Below are 23,960 nucleotides of genomic sequence, written 5' to 3'. Positions count from 1 at the left end.
GAAACATTGGGCAAATACCTGGATCGAATAAATTCCCCCCAGGACATCAGGGCTCTTACCGTAGCCCAGCTAAATTACCTGGCTGAAGAAATCAGAGAAAAAATTATCGCCACCGTTGCCCAAAACGGCGGCCATTTGGCGCCGAACCTGGGCGTGGTTGAATTGACTCTGGCGCTGCACCGGATTTTTCGGACCCCCCGGGATAAAATCATTTGGGATGTCGGCCATCAAAGTTATGTCCACAAGCTGATCACCGGCCGGAGGGAACAGTTCGACACCCTGAGGCGGTACGGTGGTTTAAGCGGTTTTCCCCGCCCGGATGAAAGCGAGCACGACACGTTTGCCACCGGGCATAGCAGTACTTCAATTTCTGCCGCCCTGGGTATGGCCCTGGCAAGAGATTTTAAAGGTGAAAAACATTCCGTGGTGGCTGTAATCGGAGACGGGGCCATGACGGGCGGGATGGCTTTTGAGGCACTAAACCACGCCGGCCACCTGAAGACCGACCTGATCGTCGTGCTTAACGACAACGAGATGAGCATATCCCCCAATGTGGGCGCCATGTCGGGGTACTTGAGCCGAATTAGAACCGACCCCAAGTATTCCAGAGGTAAAGAAGAAATAGAACAGCTGCTGCGCCGGATTCCCTCCATTGGTTCCACCGTGCTGAAAGTGGCCGAGCGATTAAAGGACAGCCTGAAGTATCTGGTTGTGCCGGGCATGATTTTCGAGGAACTGGGGTTTACCTACCTGGGGCCGATTGACGGCCATAACATCCCATCCATGCTGAATACCTTTGAACAGGCCAAAGCGCTGGGCGGCCCGGTGCTTGTTCACGTGATCACGGAAAAAGGGCGTGGGTATGAACCCGCGGTAAAAAAGGCGGATAAGTTTCACGGCATCGGGCCTTTTGATATTAGCTCCGGAGACAGTCTGAAAAAAAGCGATATCAGCACTTACACCGAGGTCTTCGGGAGCACGCTGGTGCGGTTGGCGGAACAGGACCCGGGCATTGTCGCCATTACCGCGGCCATGTGCAGCGGAACCGGTTTAAGTGAATTTGCTCAAAAATATCCCGACCGGTTTTTTGATGTGGGCATTGCCGAACAGCACGCCGTAACCCTGGCGGCGGGCATGGCCATTTCGGGTCTAAAACCGGTGGTGGCCATATATTCGACTTTTTTGCAGCGCGCATATGACCAGATTATTCATGATGTCTGCCTGCAAAACTTGCCTGTCGTCTTTGCCGTTGACCGGGGAGGCATAGTGGGTAACGACGGCCCGACGCACCATGGTCTTTTCGACTACTCTTTCTTACGCTCTGTTCCCAACATGGTGTTAATGGCCCCGGCGGACGAAAACGAATTGCAGCACATGCTGAATACCGCTTTGCAAATAGGGAGGCCGTGCGCCCTGCGCTACCCGCGCGGGGTGGGCCTCGGTGTGGCCTTATCCCCCGCATTAACAGAAATACCGGTGGGTAAAGCCGAGGTTATCAACGACGGCAAAGACATTACCCTGCTGGCGGTGGGCAATATGGTGCCGGTGGCTCGCCGGGCTGCGGGAATGCTAAAAGAACATGGTGTTTCCGCCGCCGTCATTAACGCCCGTTTCATCAAGCCGCTGGACGCAGATTGCATCACCGGGTATGCCGTTCGCAACGGCCGGTTGATCACGGTGGAAGAAAACGTTCTGGCCGGTGGTTTCGGGTCCGCCGTACTGGAATTGTTGCAGTCGGCCGGCGCCAGGGATGTTCAGGTTAAGTGCGTGGGCATCCCGGATACATTCGTGGAACACGGCAGCCAGGCCATCCTCCGTGAAAAATACGGCCTGACGGTGGAAAACCTGGTGGATACGGCGCTGCAGATGCTGGCCGTGCGGAATGTAAACGGCAAAAAAATAGCCGGGCTGGGTGGAGGATCTTGAAACCGTGACGGAGAAAAAAAGAATTGACCAGCTGCTGGTGGAAAGGGGACACTTTCCCAGCAGGGAAAGGGCCCGGGCCGCAATTATGGCCGGGGACGTTACAGTTAACGGCGCCGTGGTGGACAAGCCCGGCCAAAAGGTGGACGGCAGGGCAGCGGACATTTTCATCCGTAAAAAAATGCCCTACGCCAGCCGCGGCGGGCTTAAACTGGCCAGGGCCCTGGAGGTTTTCCACATTGACCTGCGTGGGAGAGTGGTTCTGGATATCGGCGCTTCCACCGGAGGCTTTACCGACTGCGCTCTGCAACATGGCGCAGCCGTGGTTTACGCGGTGGACGTGGGCTACGGGCAGATGGCCTGGTCGTTGCGCAACGACCCCCGGGTTCACTTACTGGAACGCACCAATATCCGCTACATGGAAAAAGATGTTTTTAAGTCCGGGTTGCCCGACTTTGTCACCATTGACGTTTCATTTATTTCACTGGTGATAGTTTTGCCCAGGGTGGACTACCTGCTGGAAAATTACGAGGGGGTGGCCCTGGTAAAACCCCAGTTCGAAGCGGGGCGGGAACATGTCGGCAAAAAAGGTGTGGTCAGGGACCCGGGCATACACCGGGCGGTACTGCACAAGGTGGCCCTGTCCGTTCTGGATGCCGGCGGGGCCGTCCTGGGCGTGGATTATTCACCGGTGAAAGGACCGGAGGGCAATGTAGAATACCTGTTGCATTTTCAAAAGCCCGGCCGCAACGTGGATAATCTGACCGGGTTAATTGATTCCGCGGTGGAAACCGCCCACCTTGCTTTGCGCTAACGCCGCCACACGGCACCGCACCGGGGCCGGCGTTTTAAATTATCCAACCATATTTTTCCGGGGAGGCGGAGCTTTGAAGGTTATCGGTCTGCTGTCCAATTTGGGAAGGGAAAGAATAGCCGGTTTAATTGACGAGATTTGTGCCTGGTTCGGTAACCGGGGCATTACGCTGCTGCTGGATGAAGCAGGCCCTTATTCGGGCAACAGGCCGGTAACTCGCTGCAGCCGCCAGGAAATGGTGCAACGGGCGGATTGCCTGATCGTGCTGGGCGGTGACGGTACGCTGTTGTACAGCGCGCGCCTGGCGGCACCCTTCGGCGTACCCATTTTCGGAGTTAACCTCGGGCGCCTCGGTTTTCTTACTGAAGTTGAAATTCCCAACCTGGGCGACGCCTTGGAATGCTTGCTGGCTGGGAAATACACCGTTGAGGAACGGATGATGCTGGAAGCGAAGGTCATCAGGGGCGACCGTGTTTACGAACCCGTAACAGGTTTGAACGACGCGGTAATCACCAAGGGGGCTTTTGCCAGGCTGATCATCCTGGATACGGTGGTGGACGGGCAGCACTTCAGCACCTACCATGCCGACGGAGTGATCATATCCACTCCCACCGGCTCGACAGCTTACTCGCTTTCCGCGGGGGGGCCGCTGGTGGTGCCCAGCCTGGAACTAATGGTAATAACCCCCATCTGTCCACATGCTCTTTGGGCAAGGCCTCTGGTGATCGCTTCGGAAAGCGAGGTCAGGGTCACTTTGCTTTCCAGGCAGGGCGAAGTGATGCTGACCATGGACGGCCAACACGGCATGCGGTTGCAGTACGGAGATGTGGTTCAGGTAAAAAAAGCGGCCCACAGTGCCAGGTTTATCAAATTAAACAACCGAACCTTTTTTGATATCCTGAGGGAAAAATTGAAAGAAGGGGACGGAAAAAATGGTTCATGAATTACCGGTTCAATTTGCCGGTGTGCGGGGTAATGCCGTCCTTTTGGCGCAAAAATTTTTGGGCGAGATTTTACGTGAAGGGAGCGTGGCGGTGGACGCAACGGCGGGCAACGGTAAAGATACGTTATTTTTGGCCGGGGCGGTGGGAAACAGCGGCAAGGTTTACGCGTTCGACATACAGCGCGAGGCTTTGGAGAGCACGGCCATATTGCTGAAAGAATCCGGGTTGGATCAAAGGGTTGAGTTGATCCACGCCGGTCACGAACATATGGAACGATACATTAACAGGCCGGTGGACGGCTTTATTTTTAACCTGGGTTATTTGCCCGGTGGTGACCACGGCATCACAACCAGACCGGAAACCACGCTCCAGGCGGTTAATGCAGCTTTTAATTTATTGAAGCCGGGCGGGAGAATCAGTATGGTTGTATATACCGGTCACCGGGGCGCCGGGGAAGAGAGCAGGGCTGTGGAGCAAATGGCCGCCGGCTTGAACCCGAAACTTTTTGGGGCGTTGAAGGTATCGTTTCTCAACCGGCCGGCTTCGGCCCCATATTTGGTTTTAATAGAAAGGGTGAAGCAATGAAGACCTGGCGTCATAAAAAAATCCTGGAAATTATTAAAGAGCAGGATATCAGCACCCAGGAGGGCCTGGCGGAAGCGTTGCGAAAAGCCGGGTTTTCGGTCACCCAGGCCACCATATCCAGGGATATCAAGGAGTTGGGCCTGGTCAAGGTTCCCGGCAATTCGGGCGGTTCCCGCTACGCCGCGGCCGGTGAAACGGTTAACCCGAGAAACAGTGACCGGTTGAAAAGATTTTTCAGGGATTCGGTGGTTTCCATCGATAACAGTGAGAACCTGATCATTATCAAGACGCTGCCGGGCGAGGCCCAGGGTGTGGCTTCCGCCATAGACAATTCGGGCTGGCCGGAAATTATCGGTACCGTGGCCGGTGACGATACCATTCTGGTGGTAATTAAACCCAAGAAAATTACCCATGCCGTCAAGAAAAAGCTCATTTCTTTGTCGGGAAGGTGAAACGGCTTGCTGATTTCCCTGTACATAAAAGATTTTGGTTTAGTTGATCAAAATGAAATTGAATTCGGGCCGGGATTAAACGTCTTGACAGGTGAGACCGGAGCGGGCAAATCCATAATGCTCGAGGCACTGAGGGCGGCGTTGGGCGGCCGGGCGCAGGCTGAAATGATCCGTACCGGCCGGGACCGGGCGGTGATACAAGTCACCATTGACTATTCCCAATTGAGCCACGTAAAGCAAAAGATGTCGGAATACGGTCTTGACTGCGGCGACCAGGACGGCAACTTGTTAATCATGAGCAGGGAGCTGAACCGCCAGGGCCGCAATGTCTGCCGGATCAACGGTCGCATCGTCAGCCTGGGCGTTTACAGGGAAATTGCCGGATCAATTGTTGACATGCACGGGCAACACGATCAACAGTCATTGCTGGTGCCGGAAAAACAGATGCTGCTGCTGGATAGTTACGGCGGCTCCGGTTTATTAAATATGCGGCGGGAAACGGAACGCGCGTACCGTGAGTGGCAAAACCATGTCCGGCGCCGTAAGGAAATGATCTCCGGCGGCAGGGAGAGGCAGCAGCGCAGGGACATGATTTTATACCAGATCGAGGAGATAGATGCGGCGGGGCTGGCCGGGGAGGATGAACAAGAGCTGAAAAACCGCCGCGAACTGCTGGCCAATGCGGAAAGAATCAGATTGCTGGCCGAACAGGTTTTACATCGCATTTACACCGGCACCGGTCAAAGTCCCGCGGCTATGGACCTGCTGGGCCAGGCAAAACGTGACCTGGAAGAATTGTCCTTGTATATACCCGCGGGTAAAACTTTCCTGGAAAATGTGTACTCGGCCCTGTGCCTGGTGGAAGAAACCGGACGGGAACTGGCCGCCTACCGTGAAAGTGTGGAAGTAAACCCGCAGGAGCTTGATTATATCGAGGAAAGACTTTCGTTGATTGAACGGTTGAAGCGAAAATACGGGGACAGCCTGCCGGAAATACTGGCATACCGCGACAACCTGGCCAGTGAGCTGGAAGAACTGGAGTCAATGGAAACTGGCATTGCCGGTATCGACGAGCTGGTGGACAGGTGCGCCAGGCAATACGACGAATTGGCCCAAAAACTGGAAGACGCCAGGCGGGCGGCGGCTTCGGCGCTCAGCCGGGCGGTGGAAAAAGAACTCAGGGACCTGGAAATGAACAACGTAAGTTTTTCCGTGGAAGTAGGTGCCGTTGAGCCCGGCCCCACCGGCAAAAATAAGGTTGAATTTTTGATTTCCCCCAATCAGGGAGAACCGCTAAAGCCGCTGGCCAAAATCGCCTCGGGCGGAGAACTCTCCCGTGTAATGCTGGCCGTTAAATCCATCCTGGCCGGCAATGATGAATACTGTACCCTGGTGTTTGACGAGGTGGATGCCGGTATTGGTGGACGCACATTGCAGGCCGTGGCGGAAAAACTGGAACAACTGGGCCGTCAAAAACAGGTGCTCTGTGTAACTCACGCCGCCACTGTGGCGGCTTACGCCTCAACTCATTACTTGATTGAAAAATCGTCCCAAAACGGTAAAACGGTAACGTCCGTATACCGGTTGGACGGGGAGGCGCGTATCAAGGAATTAAGCCGGATGATGGGTGGGGACGCGGAATCTGAAAATCTTGTTCAGCATGTGCGTCAAATGCTGAAAAATTAATACATAAAAAACAATTTTTAACACAGCCGCTGTAAATGCGGTTTTTTTATTGCCTGCTTTTATTATCAATATGTTACAATCCGGCACTAACCCGCAATGGCTCTGGTGATGCCAAAGAGCGGCACTTCAGGGCCGAATAATTGAATGGTGGCGAGGCCAATTTAAAATTAGACCTGATATTAAAATTAAATATTTTTAAAGGAGGTATGCAGCCTGAGTCGCAACAATATTCGCAGCCGTTCGACAACAGCATTTATTCTAGTATTTACTTTTTTTATGTTTTTAATCTGTTTACACTCCTACTGGCTTAATTTTCTTCCGGCAAGACAGTATGTGCATGTAGGCGATGGTATAGCGGCGGGTTTGAAGCTGCCCGGTTTAATTCGTGAAAATATAAGCGTATACTTGCGGTCCCCGGGTGAAATTTTTTCAGTAGGCGGGAATTATTATAAAGAGTTAAATTTTAATCCTGAAAAAACAATGCCTGTGGCTCTAAAACCCGGACACCTGGACATGCAGGTAAAGTTGTTCGGACTAATACCCATTCACCGGATGATGGTAAACGTGGTTGCGCCGGAAGAAGTTATACCCGGCGGGCAATCCATCGGTGTACTATTACATTCGGAAGGCGTAATGGTGGTGGGGGAAGCGGCGGTTAAAACCGAAACCGGAAAAATCAATCCCGCGCGGGAGGCCGGCATTTCCGTAGGAGACTTGATCCTAAGGGTAAATAACATAAAACTTACCGGTGAACATCAACTTCAGCAAGTGATCGATAAATGTGGCAGGCAAGGAAAAAAAGTCAACTTATTAGTCAAACATGGAAATGAAATTAAAGAGCTTAGCGTGAAACCGGGATTATGCCGGGAAACCGGCCGGTACCGCATCGGACTTTTTGTCAAGGACAGCACCGCCGGAGTGGGTACGCTCACGTTTTACGAGCCGGAAACGAAGATGTACGGGGCGCTGGGGCATATGATCAGCAACTACGGAAACGACGGCAGGATCAGCACATATAACGGAAAAATAGTAGAAGCTTCGGTTAAAGGATTGCACCCTGGTCGGAAAGGTGAACCGGGTGAAAAAATGGGGATGTTTAAAGGTGAAAGTGATATTATCGGTACCATTGAAAAGAATACCCGGTATGGAATATTCGGCAAACTGGAAAAAGCGGTGATCACAAACCCCTATTACAGTAAACCGGTTTCCGTGGCGTTAAGTTACCAGATCAAACAGGGCCCCGCTGAAATTTTAACCGTTCTCGATGAAGATAAAATAGAAAGGTTTACGGTGCAGATAGTGCAGGTTTTGCCGGGCAACCAGAACAAAGGCCTGGTAATCAAGGTAACCGACAGAGAATTAATCAGACGCACGGGCGGGATAATCCAAGGAATGAGCGGCAGCCCCATTATCCAGAACGGCATGCTGGTGGGAGCTGTAACCCACGTTTTTATCAACGACCCCACCAAGGGTTACGGGGTACTGGCTGAAAATATGTTAAAGGAAGTAAACTTATTAAAAAATAAGAATTTTAAAAAGAAAGCAGGATAAATGCAATTTATTTACCATAAAAAAGTTAAAATTTAACAAAAAAGTTAAGATTAATTAAAGGTATTCCCACCTCCACGTCGAAGAAAAAAATATAAATAGTTATATTAGATATATATTAGGAGGCGGGAATTTTCATGAGAAAGGCTATAAAAATACTTGTTGCAGATGATAATAAAGATTTTTGTGAATTATTAAAAGAATTTCTGCAACAACAAGACGATTTTGAACTTGTTGGTATTGCCCTGAACGGACTGGAAGCCATAGAATTGATCAAAGAAAAATCACCCGATGTATTGGTTCTTGATGTAATAATGCCGCACCTGGACGGTATAGGCGTGTTGGAAAAATTGAGCGATATGAATTACCGGGATAAACCGAAAGTAATCATGTTGACGGCGTTCGGCCAGGAGAACATCACTCAAAGGGCCGTGGAGCTGGGTGCGGATTACTATATATTAAAGCCTTTTGACTTTTCCGTGCTGGCCACCAGGATCAGGCAGCTTGCTGGCGGCTTGAAAGTTTCCCAGTATATTTCGGTGGCCAAACCCAAAAACCTGGACGTTGCGGTAACGAACATCATTCATGAAATGGGAGTGCCGGCTCATATTAAAGGTTATCATTACCTGCGGGATGCCATCTTAAAAGTTATCGAAGATGTCAACTTGCTGGGCGCTGTAACTAAAGAACTTTACCCGATGATTGCGCAGAAGTATCAAACCACCCCCAGCAGGGTGGAAAGAGCCATTCGCCACGCTATTGAACTGGCCTGGGACAGGGGTAATATCGAGATGATGACCAAATTTTTTGGCTATACCATTAACCTGGAACGCGGAAAGCCGACCAATTCTGAATTTATTGCCATGGTGGCGGACAAGCTCCGGATTGAATCCAAGGTCAGTTAAGTCTCTATATCGAAGAATTTTTTAAATGTACCCACTGTGACGGTGGGTATTTTTTATTTATTTTGTTTGTTCTTTGTTCATATTGTTACCTTTTTTAAATTAATGTTGTTTACACTTATTTTTAGCCGGTGCACATAATCTTGACGCTTACAAGCAAAAACTGTAAAATGTATTAGTTAAAGGTGGTGAAACTGTGATAAAAAACACGATTAAGGGCACTGTCCGTTTAGATAAAAAAACAAAAAAACTGGTTAAAAGGCTGCAACCCGGCGATATTGCCGTGATCGACCACGGGGACCTGGACGAGGTGGCTGCGAATGCCCTGGTGGAGGCACGGGTTAAGGCGGTAATCAACGTTTCACCTTCGATGAGTAAAGATTACCCCAATCACGGGCCCCTGACCCTGGTTGAGTCCGGGATCAAGCTTTTGGACTGCCCCGGCAGTAATTTATTTGAGCTGCTGGTGGAAGGGGACGAAATCGAAATCCGTGAAGGGCGGGTTATCAGCAGAGGCCGGGTACTGGCAGAGGGAGAGGAATTAAATGCCGGTACAATTAAAAGAAAAATGGAGGCTGCCAGGTCCAACTTGGAAACTGTGCTGTCTCATTTTGTTCAAAATACAATGGATTATGCCAAAAATGAAATTGGTTTGATTTGTGGCGAATATGCAGTGCCTGCAGTGAAAACAAATTTTAAGGGCAAGCATGCCCTTATTGTAGTGCGAGGTAAAAATTACAAGGAAGATTTAAAGGCGATCAAGTCGTATATTGATGAAGTGAAGCCGGTTCTGATCGGAGTCGACGGCGGGGCGGACGCGCTGGCCGAGTTCGGGCTGCGGCCCGACGTGATTGTTGGGGATATGGACAGCGTGAGCGATGAAATGTTGCTTTGCGGGGCCGAATTGGTGGTGCACGCCTATACGGACGGCAGGGCTCCCGGCATGACCCGCGTCAAGGAACTGGGACTCGAAGCCGTAATTTACGCCGCTCCCGGTACCAGTGAGGATATAGCAATGCTTCTGGCCTATGAAAAAGGGGCCGAGTTGATTGTGGCGGTGGGCACTCATTCCAACATGATCGACTTTTTGGAAAAAGGACGCAAGGGCATGTCCAGCACCTTTCTGGTCAGGGCAAAGGTCGGGTCCATTCTGGTGGATGCCAAAGGAGTCAGCAAACTTTACAAGAGCAGGTTGAAGTTCAAACATCTTGCGCCGATTTTCATCGCGGCTCTTTTACCCGTTGCTGCCGTAATGATTATCGCCCCCTCTACCAGGGAACTATTACGGCTATTGTTTATTCAATTTCGATTACTGGTGGGAATCTAGGTGATTAATAATGATTATCGATTATAAGTATCATATTGCTTCCCTGGTTGCCGTTTTTCTGGCCCTGGGCATCGGCATCCTGATCGGCAGCACCCTGCTTGGCAACAACACCGTTGTTGAATACCAGAAACAGGTTACGGACAGGTTGGAAAGCCAGCTTCAGGCTTTACGGGAGGCCAACGAGGCAATCGAAGCCAGGGCCAACACCCTGGAAATGAATAACAATGTCAATAAACAGTTTGAAGAACAAATTATGCCGCTCCTGGTTGGTGACAGGCTTAAGGATAAACGTTTTGCCATCGTTGAATTAAATAGTTTCGGCTATCCGCCCGAACTGGCCAAGGTAATCACCGACGCCGGAGGCAGCATCAGCTCTGTAACCTCTCTCAACACTTTTTATAATGAGCAAAAAACGTTGAATGAATTAAAACAAAACTTGAACCGGAACGACCTGAGCAACGATGAATTATTGAACCAGCTGGGTACAGAAATCGCCATTGGTATTATCACGGGAGAAAACGAGGAGCTCATCCGGCTGTTGATGGAAAAGGAATTGCTAAAAAAGAGCGGCGATTACGGGATACCTGTGGATGGTGTAATTGTCGTGGGTGGCAGCTACGAGGAAAATAAACGCAATATCCAAATCGATCTTGCTTTTATCGATTATTTTACGGAATTAAACATTCCCGTCATCGGGGTGGAGGAAACCGATGTTTCCTATTCGTCCATGAAGGAATACCAGCGTAAACATATCAGCACTGTAGACAATATTGACACGGCGCCGGGCCGGCTGGCCATGGTAATGGCCTTGAGCGGTAAGCCCGGCAATTACGGCATCAAGTCCACCGCGCAGAAATTGCTGCCGGATTTAAAAAAACAGGGGGTTGATTAAATGCGTGCCAGGACCGTAGCGGCGATTATACCGGCCTTCAACGAGCAGGAATACATCGGCGACACCGTTGCCGCGCTGGCCGGGATACCGGAAATAACGGAAATTGTTGTGGTGGATGACGCGTCCACAGATCGCACGGCTGCACTGGCTGCCGGCGCCGGGGCCAGGGTAATCACTTTGCCCGGAAATATGGGCAAGGGCGCTGCGCTGAACAAAGGCGTCACCGCGGTAACGGCGGATGTTTACTTGCTCCTTGATGGCGATCTGGGCGCTTCGGCGGCGGATGCCCGTTTGCTGCTGGCCCCTGTGATGGCCGGCGAAGCCGATATGACTGTGGCCCAGTTTCCTCCCCCCCGTCGCAAGGGTGGTTTCGGGTTGGTCAAGGGACTGGCCCGGTTTGGGATCAAGCTGTATACCGGCCTGGAAATGAAAAGCCCCCTGTCCGGGCAACGGGCCATGACCCGGCAGGTGCTGGACAGCGTTTTTCCCTTTGCTTCCGGTTACGGAGTAGAGGTCGGTTTAACTATCCGTGCTGCCCGGGCCGGTTTTCGCGTGATGGAAGTGCCGGTGCAGATGACTCATGCCGAAACGGGGCGCGACCTGAAGGGTTTTATGCACCGGGGAAGGCAGTTCTGGCATATTGCCCTGGTATTGGCCGGAACGGTGCTGGTCAAGAAGCCCATTTTGAGGTGAAACACTGTTGAACTGGCAACCTGAAATCGTTTACCCGCCCGTTGTTTTTGCTTTAGCTTTTATTGTGACTTTGTTAATCAGGAATAAAATATTGGACATGATTATCTCTGGCGGTTTTGTGCGCCCCAATTTTAAGGGGGAAAACATTCCTCTTGCTGCGGGGGTTGTTTTTTTTATCACCACGGTAACGGTTACAATGCCCCTGTTTTTATTTTGGCCGGAGTACATGCGCAACCAGGCCCTGGTTTTTTTATTCGCCGTGGCGGGAGCTACCTGCCTGGGCTTGGTTGATGATTTCTGGGGCGCCCGGGATGCTTCCGGCCTGCTGGGTCATTTCAAAGCTTTATTCAATGGGCGCGTGACCACCGGGGCCGTTAAAGCCATAGGGGGCGGTATTCTCGCCCTGGTTGCAGGTGCGCAGCTTTACCCCGGCAATTATGTTAAAATAATTGACAGCTCGCTGATCATCGCCCTGTCGGCAAACCTGATCAATTTGTTCGACCTGCGCCCGGGGCGGGCCGGCAAGATGTATATTTTGCTGTATCTGATCCTGCTGCCGGCGGTTTGGGGCCGGCCGGAAGGCGTTATGGCCACCATGGTGCTTGGCGGGCTGGTGGCTTTTTTGCCCGTAGACCTTAAAGCCCGGGCCATGATGGGAGATGCGGGCTCCAATACTCTGGGCATGGTTGCCGGCATTACCGCCGCCGCGTCCCTGCAGGGGTACTCCCGGTTTATTTTTCTGGGAGCGCTAATTTTGATTCATATTATCACTGAAAGATATTCCTTAACCCGTATTATCGCCGGGAACACCCTCCTCAATTACCTGGACATGCTGGGGCGAGGGAAGGAATAAGGGAACTTTTGTCGAACTTTTTATCGATTTGCTTTGCCGGGTGGTAGTTTATGCTGCGCGATGTAAAAAAAATTACTTTATTCACGGGAAATTTGGGCAGCGGTAAAACGGAGCTGGCCATCAATTACGCCCTGTGGTTAAAAAACAGCTTTCCGCGGGTTGGCATTGTGGACCTTGATATTGTCAACCCCTATTTTCGGACCAGGGTGATGCGGGAATACCTGGAACAGAGGGGGTTGCAGGTTGTATGCCCGCCGGGCGAACTGGCGGGCGCCGACGTACCGGCCCTCCCCCCGGCTACCCTGGGAGTGCTGGAGGATGAGCGGGTCCACGGCGTTTTTGACGTGGGCGGTGATGATACCGGCGCCACCGCTTTGGGCAGGTTTAAGCCGTATTTACCCGAAGGATCGTTTAATATGTATTTTGTGGTCAACACCTGCCGCCCCTTTACCCGCACGGCGGAGGGTATCATTAAAATACTCAGGTCCGTGGAGAAGGCGTCCCGCCTGCAAGTTACCGCGCTGGTAAGCAACCCGAACCTCGGCCGGGACACCGATGCCGACACCGTGGTGGCGGGCCACACCGTCATCGAGGAAACGGCGCGGCAACTGGGATTGCCCGTTGCCTTTGCGGCGGTGGAGGAAAACCTGGCCCGGGAGGTGGGCCGGCGGTTGCCCGGCGTAACGTTGTTTCCCATCAAGCGGCACATGCTTCCGCCGTGGCTGAAGGATATCCAATTTTGATTTAAATGCGAAACGCCACAGCGGTGGCGATCCGGCGGATTTCTGGAGTGAGTGGAGCACTGGATGCGGAATAGCGGTTAGGGGACACACCTCCTCTTTAGGGCAAAGCTTTGGGGTCGGAGGTATGTCCCCAACGATACCGTCATAGCCCCGGAGCCATGACTCCTAAGGGCGTGAAGAAGTAGGCTGGCAGTTTGCTGCAAGCGTTGACTAAAAGCTGCTCCAGCCACAAAGGTAAAATTGCGAAACGAACGATTGATGCCGCCGGAGCGCCAATACAAGTACTGGTTTTTGCAGCAAAATTAATTTTATTTTTTTGTGTTTTTAAGCGTCTTTGTCTAAAAGACATTAATAATAATATCGGTTATATTTTGGACAAGTCTGTTTTTATAAGTTATATACCTAACTACAGTTAAAGGAGGTATTTTTTTGGGAAAAGCGCTTGTAACTTTCCGCGAAGATCGCTGCAAGGGATGTAAATTATGCACCGCGGTATGTCCCAAGCAGATTATTAAAATGGCGGATCACATCAACGTAATGGGTTTTCACCCTGCAGTCGTGGAGAATCAGGATAAATGCACGGGATGTGCCCTGTGTGCCCTGATGTGTCCTGATTTGGTAATCGAAGTGGCAAGGGAGGAAAAGAAAGTTGGCTAAAGTATTGATGAAAGGTAACGAAGCCATAGGCGAGGGGGCCGTACGGGCGGGTTGCCGCTATTTTTTCGGCTATCCCATCACACCCCAGAGTGAGCTGCCGCACTACCTGGCCAAGCGCATGCCCGAGGTGGGCGGGCTTTACCTGCAATCGGAAAGTGAAACGGCGGCGGCCAATATGGTGTTTGGCGCCGCGGGTGCAGGGGCCCGGGTGATGACGTCATCCTCCGGCCCGGGCATCAGCCTGATGCAGGAGGGAATTTCGTATATCGCCGGCGCGGAACTGCCCTGCGTGATTGTCAATATGATCAGGGGCGGCCCGGGCCTGGGTAATATAGCGCCTGCCCAGTCGGATTATTTCCAGGCCGTCAAAGGCGGCGGCCACGGGGACTACCGGGTGATTTGCCTGGCCCCGGCTTCGGTCCAGGAAATTATCGACCTGATGCAAGATGCTTTCGACCTGGCCGACAAGTATCGCAACCCGGTAATGCTGCTGGCCGACGGTGTCCTGGGCCAGATGATGGAACCGGTGGAACTGGGGGAAGAGAAATTTGTGCAGCCGCCGGAAAAACCGTGGGCTGCTACGGGACGCAAGAAGGGCGGGCCGAAACGGCTGATCAATTCGCTGTATATCGTACCCGAGGAGTGCGAGCAGCATAACCTCAAGCTGGCGAAAAAATACGCCGTTATCAGCAGGGAAGAACAGCGCTGGGAAGAATACCACCTGGATGACGCCAGGCTGGTAATCGTCGCTTTCGGTACCAGTGCCAGGGTCTGCAAGGCTGTAGTCGACCGCGCCCGGGACGAGGGCATGGCGGTGGGCCTGCTCCGGCCCATCACGGTCTGGCCATATCCCACCGGTGTGATTAAAAGAATCAGGGAAAAAGTGGACCGGTTCCTGGTGGTGGAGATGAACATGGGCCAGATGATCGAGGACGTGCGCCTGGCGGTTGAAGGCGCGAGGCCGGTACATTTTTACGGCCGGGCCGGCGGAATGATGCCTGTGGCCAGGGACATTTTCAACGAGGTCAAGAAACTGTACAACGGGGGTGCGGAACAATGAAAAAAGTTTTTACCAGGCCGGAATCGCTGAAAGATATCCCCTTTCATTACTGTCCCGGCTGCACCCACGGCATTGTGCACAGGCTGGTGGCCGAAGTCATAGATGAAATGGATATGTACGAGCGGGCACTGGGCGTGGCTCCGGTTGGCTGTTCCGTATTTATCTACAACTATATGGATTTTGATATGTACCAGGCGGCCCACGGCCGGGCTCCGGCGGTGGCAACAGGGATCAAGCGGGTTCTCCCCGACCGGCTGGTGTTTACTTACCAGGGGGACGGGGACGCGGCGGCCATTGGTACAGGTGAGCTGGTGCACGCTGCTGCCCGGGGCGAAAAAATCACGGTCATTTTTATCAACAATGCCGTTTACGCCATGACGGGCGGGCAGATGGCGCCCACCACGCTGCTGGGCCAAAAAACCACCACCACCCCGGCGGGCCGGGACGCCGGGATCAACGGCATGCCCGTAAAGGTCTGTGAAATGCTGGCCCCGCTGGACGGCAGCGCTTATCTCGCCCGGGTCTCCGTGCACAACCCGAAAAATATCGTCGCGGCTAAAAAGGCCATTCGGAAAGCTTTTGACATCCAAATGCGGGGTGACGGGTTTACCCTTGTGGAAGTGCTCAGTTCCTGCCCCACCAACTGGGGGCTGTCTCCGCTGGAGGCGCTCAAATGGCTGGAGCAAAATATGATTCCGTACTATCCACTGGGCGAATACAAAACTCCGGCGGAGGTGGGTAAATAATGTTCGAGGGTATCCTAATCGCTGGTTTTGGAGGGCAGGGCGTGCTTTCCACGGGACAGCTTCTAGCTTACGCCGGAATGAAGGAGAATAAGCACGTGGCCTGGATTCCCTCCTATGGCCCGGAAATGCGGGGCGGTACCGCCAACTGTGGTGTGACCATTTCCGACCGGCCCATCAGTTCTCCGGTAGTCAGCGAGCCTACCGTTCTGATCGCCATGAACAGGCCTTCGCTGGAAAAATTCGAACCTGCCGTGGTGCCGAGCGGGCTGATCCTGGTCAACAGCTCTTTGATCCATATTAAAACCAAGCGCAGCGATGTAAAAACCGTTTACGTGCCCGCCAACGATATTGCCGAGTCCCTCGGAAACGGCAAGGTGGCCAACAATATTATTCTGGGGGTTTTACTGGAATTAACCGGTGTAGTATCCACGGAATCCGTTCTGGAAGCTCTGAAAGAGGTTTTACCGCCGAAACGGCACAATTTAATTCCCATCAACCAGGAAGCACTGGAAAAAGGCCGTCAACTGGCGAGAGAATTCAAAGCAAGTTAAACATTTGGTGTATTTACACGGTACCGGCAAGCGAATGAAAAAGTTTTTGAAATTCAATTATCCAAAGACCGACCACGGACGACCGAACCGCCATGCCCGGTATTTTACAGCCGGGCCTCTGGCGGTTATTATATTAGTAGCACATTACAAAGGTGGTGTTTCTTTGGTTAACAGGGAACGGCTGGTGGCCGGTTTCATGAACATGGTAAGGGTGGGCAGCGAAAGCGGCCGGGAAGGGCGGATGGCCGGGCTGTTGAAGCAAAAGCTGGAGGAACTGGGACTGGAAGTGCGCATCGACGGCGCCGCGCAAAAAACGGGGACCGAAACGGGTAATCTGATCGCCAGGCTGCCCGGCAACGTAAATACGCCCGCGGTGCTTTTCTGCGCCCACATGGATACGGTTGCGCCCGGATGTGGAATTGAGCCGGTGGAAGAAAACGGCGTAATTCGCTCGGCCGGGGAGACAATCCTCGGGGCGGACGACAAGGCGGGCATTGCCGCCATCCTGGAAGCGGTACGGGCAATCAAGGAAAATAACCTGCCCCACGGCGACCTGGAACTGGTATTTACCATCTGTGAGGAAACGGGGCTGTCAGGCGTCAAGTTCCTGGATTTTTCCGCTTTGAAGGCCCGCATGGGGTTTGTTCTGGACAGTGATGGACCTGTGGGCAGTATTGTGAACCGCGGGCCATCCCAGGATAAAATTGTTGCCACCGTGTTGGGGGTTGCCGCTCACGCCGGGATTAAACCAGAAGAGGGCGTCAACGCCATTCAGGTGGCCGCGCGGGCGATTGCGGCCATGCGGCTCGGACGGATTGATGAAGAAACCACCGCCAATATCGGGGTGATTTCCGGCGGCCGGGCGATCAACATTGTTCCGGACAGGGTGGCGCTGGAGGGCGAGACCAGGAGCTTGAACGAAGAGAAGCGCCGGGCGCAGACCCGGGCCATATGCGAGGAATTGGAAAAGGCAGCCCGCGAGGCGGGTGCCAGGGTGCAAATTGAAGTGGAAACCATTTACCCGGCCATGAACGTGCCCGGGGAAGCCGGCGTAGTCAGGCTCGCCCAAAAAGCGGCGCGGGATCTGGGATTGCACCCGGAAATCAAAAGCACCGGCGGCGGCAGTGACACCCACATTTTCAACGAAAACGGCATCCAGGCGGTTAACCTGGGCATCGGCATGAAAAAGGTACATACCACGGAAGAATACATCACCGTGGATGACCTGGTGGGCACCGCCGGTTACGTGCTGGCGATCATCAAGGCGGCGGCGGAAGGGGAGTTTTAAACATTGATCAGGGTCAGGCGGGGCCGGGTGGCCGAAATTAAAGCCAGGCGGCCGAACATTACGGAAATAATCGTGAGCATACCGGGTGAAGGCAAGCAAAAAGCCTACAATTACGACTTAATGACCGGTCCCGTGTCCGCCGGCGACGAAGTCATTCTGAACACCACCGCCGTCGCAAAAAATCTGGGCACGGGCGGCGCGCATTTTGTTATGGCCAATGTCTCCAGGCCGGATAAGGATATGTCCGGGGCGGGGCATATTATGAAGTTGCGTTACAGCCCGTGCCAGGTCAAGGTGCTGGCGGCCGAGGAACCGGACAGCCCGCATGCCGAAGGGATTAAAAACACGGAAACGCTGGGGGGAACGCCCGTGGTTGTGGGTACCCTGCACAGCATGCTGGCGCCCGCGGCCGCGGGCATCAAGGTTGCGACGGGCGGCCGGGCCAGGGTGGTTTACGTTATGACCGACGGCGCGGCCCTGCCGTTATGGCTCAGCAACATGGCGTACGAATTGAGGGAAAAAGGACTGGTTGACGCTACGATCACCTGCGGGCACGCCTTTGGGGGGGATTACGAAACCATCAACATTTACACGGCGCTGTTGACCGCGGTGGAAGCGGCGCGGGCCGACGTGGTGGTGGCGGCCATGGGCCCGGGCATTGTGGGCACCGCATCGAAATACGGTTTCACCGGCGTGGAACAGGGTGAAATCGTCAACGCCGTAAATATTCTGAACGGCCGGCCGGTGTCCATCCCCAGGATCAGTTTTGCCGACCTGCGGGAAAGACACAGGGGGCTGAGCCACCACACGGTCACCGCGCTGGGTAAGATCGCGTTGACGCCCTGCACGATGGTTTTACCGGTATTAACAGACGCCGGGCAGGAAGACTTGGTGACAAGCCAAATCGGCCGGGCCGGGCTGGCGGAAAAGCATACCATCGTTCGGGAAGAAGGCCGGCCGGCCCTGGACGAACTGGACCGTCGGGGGATCAGGGTCACCTCAATGGGACGTTCCCCGGCGGACGACCCGGCCTTTTTCCTGGCGGCCGGCGCTGCTGGAATTTACGCCGGAAAACTGGTCGCCGGTCGCGGGATTGCGAACGCCGGAAGTTAATGCAGGGATGTGGCCAAATATGCTGTAAAGCAGTTCAATATACCGAAGGTGATGCCATGCTAATACCAACCGTTAAACTGACCGTCAACGCCAGCGGGGCTGCGGCCGCCGCCCGGCAGGGGGATGTGGTGGTGATTGTGGATGTAATCGATATGTCCACCACGCTGGAGGCCGCCCTGGACGCCGGCGCCATCGCGGTGTACGGGGCGGCTCCCGACCACGCCTCGCCGCCGGTGGAAATCGACCCGGCGGAAATAGGGTTTGCGGCGGGTAAACTCGCCGTGGAAAAAGGCGCCGGGGTGGTGCTGGTGGCCGAACCCAGGGTGGGTACCGACGCGCAAAGACTAAGCAGGATAACTGCGGTTTCCGCCGGGCTGGCCAAAGCCGGGGCGAAAATTGAAGCTGTGCTGCCCAACATCGGCGCTGAAACGCCGAAACTGTTCGATATGCAGGGCAACGTGGTGATAGCCGCAACCGCCACCGGAGGCGTGGCCTTCGACGCCGCCGTCAAAGCCGGCGCCCCGGCGGTGCTCACGGGGACCGTGGCCAGGACCATGCGCAAAAAAGGCCCGGCGCCGGCCCGGGCGGCGGCGGCGCGGGCGGTGGAACGGGCCGGGTCCCTGCGGACCGGCATTACCGTAGTGGCCGCCAGCGGCAATTCCCTGGAGGATATCCTGGCGGCGGAATACATTACCCGCTTAATTATGGAAGAATATTTATCATAAAGGGTTATATCCGGTGCACCGGGGCACATATACATAAGATAAAATATGGACAGGTTATGGCAAGGGGAAAGGTGATATGGGGTATGTGCACCGGTTATGGACCGCCTCCCTCCGGCAAAGCTGGCCGTTATACTTGATCGTGATCATCATCTTCAGCCTGGGCATACTGCTTGGCTCGCTCGGAGTGAATACGCTGCGGGAAGATCAGACCACGGAACTGCACCGTTACCTGCAGTCATTTCTGGCCCAGGCTGCGGAATTAAACGTTGACCGGACCCAAATGGTCAGGGGGGCGCTGTACGACAACCTGCTCACAGCTGCAATTATGTATATCCTGGGCTTAACCGTCATCTGCCTGCCTTTAATGCTGGCCTTTATTTTTATCCGGGGCTTCATTCTTGGATTTACCGTGGGCTTTCTGACCATGGACCGTGAACTGCAGGGCTTGCTGGTTATCCTGGTTTCCATGCTGCCGCAAAATTTATTTTTTATTCCCGCCATGATTATCGGAGGCACTGCTTCACTATCGTTCTCATTATTATTGATTAAAAGATTTTTCAACTCGCAGACCAGGGTCTGGCCGGCGTTTGCCGCTTACACGTTGATTATGGCCGGCGTACTGGCTGCCTTCGCTCTGGCGGCCCTGATGGAAGCGTACGTGACGCCGGAATTGACCCGATTTGTCGCGTCATTAACGGCCGGCTGGTAATGAGCGACGAAAGGGGGCGCGTCAATGTTTTTTGTTGTGATCTCCCGGGTGAAAGATAAAGTTTTGCTTTTAATGCGCCTGATTTTAATCATGTGCATATTACTGATCCTTGCCGTTCAGCTTTATGGAATTTTAAAATCCAGCGGTATTTCCGGCAACTTGTTTGACAAAACGAAAGCGCCTCCGGATGCGATCCGGGTTGATCAGTCAAAGTGAATATGAAACCCGCCACGATATGCACATATGAAGGGCCGAATTACACCGGCTCTTTTTAATTAATCCCGGTTAAAAGGAATATTAAAATTCGCGTGGAATCAAGTGTTATAAAGCGGGGGGCAGTAAAATATGGAAAAGCAAATTAAAAACTTCTTAAACTACCTGGCCGTGGAAAGAGGCTTGGCCGCAAACACAGTTGTGTCGTATCAATTTGATTTAAAGCAATTCCAGGGTTTCTGCACCGGGCGTAAAATCGCAGGCGTTGCCGGAATTGACCGGTCCGTCATCTTAAACTACTTGCTGGAATTGAAGAAAAGCGGGCGCTCTCCGGCCACGGTCTCCCGGCATATGGCTGCGCTCAAAGCCTTTTGCCGGTTTCTCGTAGAGGAGGGAGTAATTCCAAGGGACCCCACGGCCAACCTGGAGTCGCCGGGCGTGAAAAAGAAATTGCCCGGCGTGCTCGACCGCGAAGAAGTGGAAAATTTACTGGAACAGCCACGTGCCGGAAATCCCTCGGGACTCCGGGACAGGGCCATGCTGGAGTTGATGTACGCCACCGGAATGCGGGTTTCCGAGCTTATTTCACTTGATTTGGAACACGTGGACTGCGAACAGGGCTACGTTCGCTGCATGGGCAAGGGATCCAAGGAACGCATTATTCCCGTGGGTTCGGTGGCTAAATATTACTTGGCCGAATACCTGCGGCGGGGAAGGGCCAAAATAACCGCAAACCGAGCGGAAAATGCCCTTTTCCTGAATATGCGGGGCAAGAGATTGACCAGGCAGGGATTCTGGAAAATTATAAAAAAATATGCCCTTAAAGCAGGCATTACAAGGGAAATTACACCGCACACACTGCGCCATTCTTTTGCCACCCACTTGCTGGAAAACGGCGCCGACCTGCGTTCCGTCCAGGAAATGCTTGGTCATGCTGATATTGCCACCACGCAGATTTACACCCACCTTACCGACACCAGGCTGCGGGAAACTTATAATAAATCTCACCCCAGGGCCGTCAAAAATATTTGGTAACTCAGTGAGGGGGAATATCATTGAAAGTTGTACTGATTGTACTTGACAGCGCCGGGATCGGAGCGCTGCCGGACGCGGAACAATACGGGGATGCCGGAAGCAACACGCTGGGCAATTGTTCCCGGGCGGTGGGCGGTCTTAAGATGCCCCATCTGGGGAAACTGGGCCTGGGGCTTTTGACCGGCATAGCCGGCGTGCCGCCCGTGGACGAGCCCGCGGCATGTTACGGGAAAATGGCCGAGCGTTCTCCGGGCAAGGACACCACCACCGGGCACTGGGAAATAGCGGGCATCATTTTGGACCGCCCCTTTCCGGTTTACCCGGACGGCTTTCCTCCCGAAATAATCGAACCGTTCAAGGATCGTATCGGCCGGGACATCCTGGGCAACAAGGCGGCGTCGGGCACGGCCATCATTGAAGAGCTTGGCGAACTGCACATGCGGACGGGAAAACCCATCGTGTATACTTCCGCCGACAGCGTCTTTCAAATTGCCGCCCATGAAGAGGTAATTCCCCTGGACGAGCTGTATCGCATGTGCCGGGTGGCCAGGGAGTTACTAACGGGGAGGCACGCGGTGGGCAGGGTCATTGCCCGGCCTTTTGTGGGCTCCCCCGGCTCTTTCCAGCGCACCGCCAACCGGCATGATTATTCCCTGAAACCGCCGGCCCCTTCCGTGCTGAACTTGTTGAAGGATAACGGCCTGGAAGTGGTGGCGGTGGGCAAGATCAACGATATTTTTGCCGGCGAGGGAATTACCCGGTCGGTGCACACTACCGGCAACATTGACGGCGTGAACAAAACCCTGGAGCTGATGCGGGAGGATTTTAACGGGTTGATTTTTACCAACCTGGTGGATTTTGACCAGAAATTCGGTCACCGCAACGACCCCCGGGGATACGCCGGCGCGCTGGAGGAATTTGACAGCCGCGTGCCGGATTTAATCGAAGCATTGCACCCGGCGGACGTGTTGCTGATCACGGCGGACCACGGCTGCGACCCCACCACAACCAGCACGGACCATTCCCGGGAATTTGTACCGCTGCTGGTTTTTGGACATCAATTAAAGAAAGGTGTCAACCTGGGCACCCGTTCAAGCTTCAGCGACGTGGCGGCCACGGTGGCCCGTATCTTTGGTTTGAGTTTTGGCGTGGGGGTTCCGTTTGACCGGGAAATAACGCCGTAAGGGGGCGGTTTGATGCAGATGTATGACCTGATTTTAAAGAAAAGAAACGGCGGCGAGCTTACAACGGAGGAAATCAATTATTTCGTCGCCGGTTATACGACGGGGGAAATTCCGGACTATCAGGCCGCGGCGCTGCTTATGGCCATTTACTTCCGGGGTATGAACGGCCGGGAAACCGCGGACCTGACCATAGCCATCGTTGACTCCGGGGAAAAAATCAACCTGGGACGGATTCCCGGTGTCAAAGTGGATAAACACAGCACCGGCGGCGTGGGTGACAAGACTACCCTGGTGCTGGCCCCGCTGGTGGCCGCCGCAGGGGTGCCCGTGGCCAAAATGAGCGGCCGGGCGCTCGGTCATACCGGGGGGACGATAGATAAACTGGAATCAATACCGGGTTTTAAGGTCAACCTTGACCCCGGCGCCTTTATCGAACAGGTCAGGCAAATAAACATTGCGCTGACGGCCCAGACCGGCAGGATCGCCCCGGCCGATAAAAAACTGTACGCCCTGCGGGACGTTACCGCCACGGTGGACAGCATTCCGCTGATAGCATCCAGCGTTGTGTCCAAAAAAATAGCATCCGGGGCGGATGCGATCCTGCTTGACGTCAAGTGCGGCAGCGGCGCCTTCATGCGCACCGGGGAGGAGGCGGCGGAGCTGGCCCGGGCTATGGTGGAAATAGGTAAACAAGTCAACCGGCGCATGGTTGCGGTGGTGACCGACATGAGCCGGCCTCTGGGCCGCGCCGTGGGCAACGCCATGGAGGTGCGCGAAGCAATTGAAACGCTGCGAGGTGGCGGGCCGCCGGATTTGCGGGAGTTATGCCTGACCCTTGGTGCACACATGCTGATCCTCGGGGGCAAAAGCCGGGAATTTGATTCCGCGCGGCGAATACTTGAGGATTTGCTGGCCGGCGGCGGGGCGCTGCAAAAATTCAAGGCGCTGGTGGAAGCGCAGGGCGGTGATGTCACGGTGGTGGACAACCCCGGGGCCTTGCCAATGGCGAAGTACCGGCGCGAGGTAGCGGCGCCCGCGGACGGATACGTCCATGCCATCGACACCCTGCGGGTAGGCCGGGCCGCCATGGTACTGGGCGCCGGCAGGGCGGCCAAGGAGGATCCCATTGACCACACCGCCGGGGTTGAAATAAACAAGAAGCCGGGGGATTTCGTCAATAGGGGCGAACCCCTGGCCGTGCTGCACACCAACCGCGAGCATGCCCTGGAAGGAGCGGCGGGCATGGTGGCGGCGGCCTACACCCTGAGCGAAAACTCCCCGGCACAGACACCGCTGATTCTGGAAACGATAAGTTGA

26 protein-coding genes are annotated in these 23,960 nt (G+C 54.0%); all 26 read left to right on the top strand.

Going from position 1 to position 23,960, the window contains the following annotated elements:
- Nucleotides 1-6: 6 nt before the first annotated feature.
- The 26 genes from dxs (at nucleotide 7) to IT084_RS03605 (ending at nucleotide 23,960) form a co-directional block, all read left to right on the top strand.
- Nucleotides 7-1,926, top strand: coding sequence for a 1-deoxy-D-xylulose-5-phosphate synthase (gene dxs, locus IT084_RS03730; RefSeq protein ID WP_195711236.1), 1,920 nt, complete (start codon nucleotides 7-9; stop codon nucleotides 1,924-1,926).
- Nucleotides 1,927-1,930: 4 nt separating this feature from the next.
- The gene (locus tag IT084_RS03725; RefSeq protein WP_195711234.1) at nucleotides 1,931-2,737 is read left to right on the top strand and encodes a TlyA family RNA methyltransferase; all 807 of its coding nucleotides are present in this window, start codon (nucleotides 1,931-1,933) and stop codon (nucleotides 2,735-2,737) included.
- 73 nt (nucleotides 2,738-2,810) lie between these two features.
- The gene (locus tag IT084_RS03720) at nucleotides 2,811-3,680 is read left to right on the top strand and encodes an NAD(+)/NADH kinase (protein WP_195711231.1); all 870 of its coding nucleotides are present in this window, start codon (nucleotides 2,811-2,813) and stop codon (nucleotides 3,678-3,680) included.
- On the top strand, nucleotides 3,670-4,266 hold the full coding sequence (locus IT084_RS03715) for a class I SAM-dependent methyltransferase (RefSeq protein ID WP_195711229.1): 597 nt from the start codon (nucleotides 3,670-3,672) through the stop codon (nucleotides 4,264-4,266). The genes IT084_RS03720 and IT084_RS03715 overlap by 11 nt, the downstream gene beginning before the upstream one ends.
- Nucleotides 4,263-4,718 (top strand): arginine repressor, encoded by a 456-nt coding sequence (gene argR, locus IT084_RS03710; protein WP_195711227.1) that lies wholly within the window; start codon nucleotides 4,263-4,265, stop codon nucleotides 4,716-4,718. The genes IT084_RS03715 and argR overlap by 4 nt, the downstream gene beginning before the upstream one ends.
- A 6-nt stretch (nucleotides 4,719-4,724) precedes the next feature.
- On the top strand, nucleotides 4,725-6,404 hold the full coding sequence (gene recN, locus IT084_RS03705) for a DNA repair protein RecN (RefSeq protein ID WP_195711226.1): 1,680 nt from the start codon (nucleotides 4,725-4,727) through the stop codon (nucleotides 6,402-6,404).
- 333 nt (nucleotides 6,405-6,737) lie between these two features.
- A complete protein-coding gene (gene spoIVB / locus IT084_RS03700) occupies nucleotides 6,738-7,955 on the top strand; it encodes a SpoIVB peptidase (RefSeq protein WP_313885412.1) in 1,218 nt (405 codons plus the stop codon).
- A gap of 134 nt (nucleotides 7,956-8,089) precedes the next feature.
- Nucleotides 8,090-8,857, top strand: coding sequence for a sporulation transcription factor Spo0A (gene spo0A, locus IT084_RS03695; RefSeq protein WP_195711224.1), 768 nt, complete (start codon nucleotides 8,090-8,092; stop codon nucleotides 8,855-8,857).
- 193 nt (nucleotides 8,858-9,050) lie between these two features.
- On the top strand, nucleotides 9,051-10,181 hold the full coding sequence (gene steA / locus IT084_RS03690) for a putative cytokinetic ring protein SteA (RefSeq protein WP_313885411.1): 1,131 nt from the start codon (nucleotides 9,051-9,053) through the stop codon (nucleotides 10,179-10,181).
- A gap of 10 nt (nucleotides 10,182-10,191) precedes the next feature.
- Nucleotides 10,192-11,073 carry a copper transporter gene (locus tag IT084_RS03685; protein WP_195711223.1) on the top strand — a complete coding sequence of 294 codons (882 nt, stop codon included), beginning with the start codon at nucleotides 10,192-10,194 and terminating at the stop codon, nucleotides 11,071-11,073.
- Nucleotides 11,074-11,766 (top strand): glycosyltransferase family 2 protein, encoded by a 693-nt coding sequence (locus IT084_RS03680; protein ID WP_195711222.1) that lies wholly within the window; start codon nucleotides 11,074-11,076, stop codon nucleotides 11,764-11,766.
- 7 nt (nucleotides 11,767-11,773) lie between these two features.
- Entirely contained in the window at nucleotides 11,774-12,619 is an 846-nt protein-coding gene (locus IT084_RS03675; RefSeq protein WP_195711221.1) for a hypothetical protein, read from the top strand.
- A 50-nt stretch (nucleotides 12,620-12,669) separates the two neighbouring features.
- Nucleotides 12,670-13,362, top strand: a complete 693-nt coding sequence (locus IT084_RS03670) for a hypothetical protein (protein WP_195711220.1) — start codon at nucleotides 12,670-12,672, stop codon at nucleotides 13,360-13,362.
- 194 nt (nucleotides 13,363-13,556) lie between these two features.
- Nucleotides 13,557-13,778, top strand: coding sequence for a hypothetical protein (locus IT084_RS03665; RefSeq protein WP_195711218.1), 222 nt, complete (start codon nucleotides 13,557-13,559; stop codon nucleotides 13,776-13,778).
- Nucleotides 13,779-13,791: 13 nt separating this feature from the next.
- On the top strand, nucleotides 13,792-14,019 hold the full coding sequence (locus tag IT084_RS03660) for a 4Fe-4S binding protein (protein WP_195711216.1): 228 nt from the start codon (nucleotides 13,792-13,794) through the stop codon (nucleotides 14,017-14,019).
- Nucleotides 14,012-15,079: a 3-methyl-2-oxobutanoate dehydrogenase subunit VorB gene (locus tag IT084_RS03655; RefSeq protein WP_195711214.1), complete on the top strand. Its 1,068-nt coding sequence runs from the start codon at nucleotides 14,012-14,014 to the stop codon at nucleotides 15,077-15,079. The genes IT084_RS03660 and IT084_RS03655 overlap by 8 nt, the downstream gene beginning before the upstream one ends.
- A complete protein-coding gene (locus IT084_RS03650; RefSeq protein ID WP_195711212.1) occupies nucleotides 15,076-15,825 on the top strand; it encodes a thiamine pyrophosphate-dependent enzyme in 750 nt (249 codons plus the stop codon). Before IT084_RS03655 ends, IT084_RS03650 begins: the two co-directional genes overlap by 4 nt.
- Entirely contained in the window at nucleotides 15,825-16,376 is a 552-nt protein-coding gene (locus IT084_RS03645; RefSeq protein ID WP_195711210.1) for a 2-oxoacid:acceptor oxidoreductase family protein, read from the top strand. Before IT084_RS03650 ends, IT084_RS03645 begins: the two co-directional genes overlap by 1 nt.
- A 163-nt stretch (nucleotides 16,377-16,539) precedes the next feature.
- Nucleotides 16,540-17,664, top strand: a complete 1,125-nt coding sequence (locus IT084_RS03640) for a M20/M25/M40 family metallo-hydrolase (RefSeq protein ID WP_195711207.1) — start codon at nucleotides 16,540-16,542, stop codon at nucleotides 17,662-17,664.
- 3 nt (nucleotides 17,665-17,667) lie between these two features.
- Entirely contained in the window at nucleotides 17,668-18,777 is a 1,110-nt protein-coding gene (locus IT084_RS03635; protein ID WP_195711205.1) for a DUF3866 family protein, read from the top strand.
- Nucleotides 18,778-18,833: 56 nt separating this feature from the next.
- The gene (locus IT084_RS03630; protein ID WP_195711203.1) at nucleotides 18,834-19,502 is read left to right on the top strand and encodes a hypothetical protein; all 669 of its coding nucleotides are present in this window, start codon (nucleotides 18,834-18,836) and stop codon (nucleotides 19,500-19,502) included.
- A 76-nt stretch (nucleotides 19,503-19,578) separates the two neighbouring features.
- Entirely contained in the window at nucleotides 19,579-20,211 is a 633-nt protein-coding gene (spoIIM, locus tag IT084_RS03625) for a stage II sporulation protein M (RefSeq protein WP_195711201.1), read from the top strand.
- A 24-nt stretch (nucleotides 20,212-20,235) separates the two neighbouring features.
- On the top strand, nucleotides 20,236-20,427 hold the full coding sequence (locus IT084_RS03620) for a hypothetical protein (RefSeq protein WP_195711199.1): 192 nt from the start codon (nucleotides 20,236-20,238) through the stop codon (nucleotides 20,425-20,427).
- Nucleotides 20,428-20,556: 129 nt separating this feature from the next.
- Complete coding sequence (gene xerD / locus IT084_RS03615) at nucleotides 20,557-21,459, top strand: site-specific tyrosine recombinase XerD (RefSeq protein WP_195711197.1); 903 nt, start codon at nucleotides 20,557-20,559, stop codon at nucleotides 21,457-21,459.
- Nucleotides 21,460-21,473: 14 nt separating this feature from the next.
- A complete protein-coding gene (locus tag IT084_RS03610) occupies nucleotides 21,474-22,643 on the top strand; it encodes a phosphopentomutase (protein ID WP_195711415.1) in 1,170 nt (389 codons plus the stop codon).
- Nucleotides 22,644-22,655: 12 nt separating this feature from the next.
- Entirely contained in the window at nucleotides 22,656-23,960 is a 1,305-nt protein-coding gene (locus tag IT084_RS03605; protein WP_195711195.1) for a pyrimidine-nucleoside phosphorylase, read from the top strand.

Origin of the sequence: Desulfallas sp. Bu1-1 (assembly GCF_015594625.1) — a bacterium.
Classification (GTDB): Bacteria; Bacillota; Desulfotomaculia; order Desulfotomaculales; family Desulfallaceae; genus JADNRQ01.
This window is presented reverse-complemented; position numbering and strand designations above follow the sequence as displayed.

Excerpts from the sequence above, each read along its gene's own strand:
- IT084_RS03715 (WP_195711229.1), top strand. The coding sequence starts at position 3,670 with ATGGTTCATGAATTACCGGTTCAATTTGCCGGTGTGCGGGGTAATGCC.
- argR (WP_195711227.1), top strand. The coding sequence starts at position 4,263 with ATGAAGACCTGGCGTCATAAAAAAATCCTGGAAATTATTAAAGAGCAG.
- spo0A (WP_195711224.1), top strand. The coding sequence starts at position 8,090 with ATGAGAAAGGCTATAAAAATACTTGTTGCAGATGATAATAAAGATTTT.
- IT084_RS03685 (WP_195711223.1), top strand. The coding sequence starts at position 10,192 with ATGATTATCGATTATAAGTATCATATTGCTTCCCTGGTTGCCGTTTTT.
- IT084_RS03680 (WP_195711222.1), top strand. The coding sequence starts at position 11,074 with ATGCGTGCCAGGACCGTAGCGGCGATTATACCGGCCTTCAACGAGCAG.
- IT084_RS03670 (WP_195711220.1), top strand. The coding sequence starts at position 12,670 with ATGCTGCGCGATGTAAAAAAAATTACTTTATTCACGGGAAATTTGGGC.
- IT084_RS03650 (WP_195711212.1), top strand. The coding sequence starts at position 15,076 with ATGAAAAAAGTTTTTACCAGGCCGGAATCGCTGAAAGATATCCCCTTT.
- IT084_RS03645 (WP_195711210.1), top strand. The coding sequence starts at position 15,825 with ATGTTCGAGGGTATCCTAATCGCTGGTTTTGGAGGGCAGGGCGTGCTT.
- IT084_RS03630 (WP_195711203.1), top strand. The coding sequence starts at position 18,834 with ATGCTAATACCAACCGTTAAACTGACCGTCAACGCCAGCGGGGCTGCG.
- spoIIM (WP_195711201.1), top strand. The coding sequence starts at position 19,579 with ATGGGGTATGTGCACCGGTTATGGACCGCCTCCCTCCGGCAAAGCTGG.
- IT084_RS03620 (WP_195711199.1), top strand. The coding sequence starts at position 20,236 with ATGTTTTTTGTTGTGATCTCCCGGGTGAAAGATAAAGTTTTGCTTTTA.
- xerD (WP_195711197.1), top strand. The coding sequence starts at position 20,557 with ATGGAAAAGCAAATTAAAAACTTCTTAAACTACCTGGCCGTGGAAAGA.
- IT084_RS03605 (WP_195711195.1), top strand. The coding sequence starts at position 22,656 with ATGCAGATGTATGACCTGATTTTAAAGAAAAGAAACGGCGGCGAGCTT.